This window comes from Kineococcus sp. AC630 (assembly GCF_979255925.1).
In genome coordinates, this window is the sequence record NZ_CEEDMJ010000116.1 from 1 (window position 1) to 249 (window position 249).

A 249-nucleotide genomic window follows, 5' to 3' on the forward strand; every position below is an offset into this window, starting at 1 on the left:
GCGAGGGTCAGGAGCAACCCGCCGAACCCCCCCGGGTCCAGCGCCGCGTGCAGGGCGAGGACCTCGCTGCGACCGGGCACGAGAGCCACGGCGACGAGCAGCGCACCGGCCCCGACGAGCCCCGCGCACGCGGCCACGGCCGGACGCAGGGCAGCCACCACGCCGGCGGGGACGGCCGCGGGCAGGGCGGGTCGGTGCGCCCACCGGGCGACGAGCGCGCCGAGCGCGGCGACGAGGAACCCACCGAGC

General features: G+C 80.7%; 1 protein-coding gene. It reads right to left on the minus strand.

The genetic code is table 11. From position 1 onward, the window contains the following. Window positions 1-249, minus strand: a 249-nt coding sequence (locus AC0I8G_RS26080; protein WP_471732529.1) for a cell division protein PerM, incomplete at both ends; no start/stop codon positions are given.